This is a genomic window from Aeromonas sp. LsrichE-8G (assembly GCF_022869435.1).
In the GTDB taxonomy this organism is placed as follows: Bacteria; Pseudomonadota; Gammaproteobacteria; order Enterobacterales; family Aeromonadaceae; genus Aeromonas; species Aeromonas caviae.
In genome coordinates, this window is record NZ_JALIHH010000147.1 from 1 (window position 1) to 734 (window position 734).

The window sequence follows — 734 nt, forward strand, 5'->3', positions numbered from 1 at the left end:
CGTGGCAGGAAATAACAGAGAAGTTGGAGTGGGCAATGGTGTATTTATCCAAAAACGGCAAAAAGAGTAGGCAGAGAAAATCCAAGCAAAACAACACGTTAGACGGTATTATTAATTCGCTTGCCGCTTAAGGTTCTGTACATGAACCAGCGCTCATTAACGATCGCATTTATTAATTTACCAAAATTCCCAGGAGCGTTAGCTCCATATCATGTACAGGATCTTTAGCGCCAACCAATTGAAATAGATATAAAAAAGGCTTCGTTTGTGATCTAATTTTATCGCCAAACAAAATCAACACGCGCGAAGCCTATGACCATTATTAATGCTAATCACTATCTGGAGCAACTCCTGGCTCCCGCCGCACTCGAGCGCATTGCTCGGCTCTGCAAGTTTTGTCTGCGTCAGCGCGCCATTACCCCTGCCATGCTCGTACCTGCACTGTTGCGGGCCATGGGGGGCGACCAGGTCAATGACATTGCCAGCTTACACCGTCATTTCAATGCCTTGCAGCTGACGAAAGAGCATCAGGTTTCTTACAAACCGTTTCACAATCAGCTGCGTAAAGAGAGCTTTGCCCTGTTTATGTGCATATTCCGGCCGATCATGAACACCAATTCCGATTCAACGTGAACACCATTTCCGGACCAATGTGAACGCTCATTCCGGTTCAACCTGAACACTTCGCCCCTCCTTTCCGGAAACAGTGTTCAACATCCCGGAATCACTGTTCA

1 pseudogene is annotated in these 734 nt (G+C 46.6%); it reads left to right on the forward strand.

Annotated features, from left to right (window positions below):
* Window positions 1-312: 312 nt before the first annotated feature.
* Window positions 313-588 (forward strand): annotated as a pseudogene (locus MUW49_RS17780) (IS4 family transposase); the annotation flags it as partial.
* Window positions 589-734: the final 146 nt, after the last annotated feature.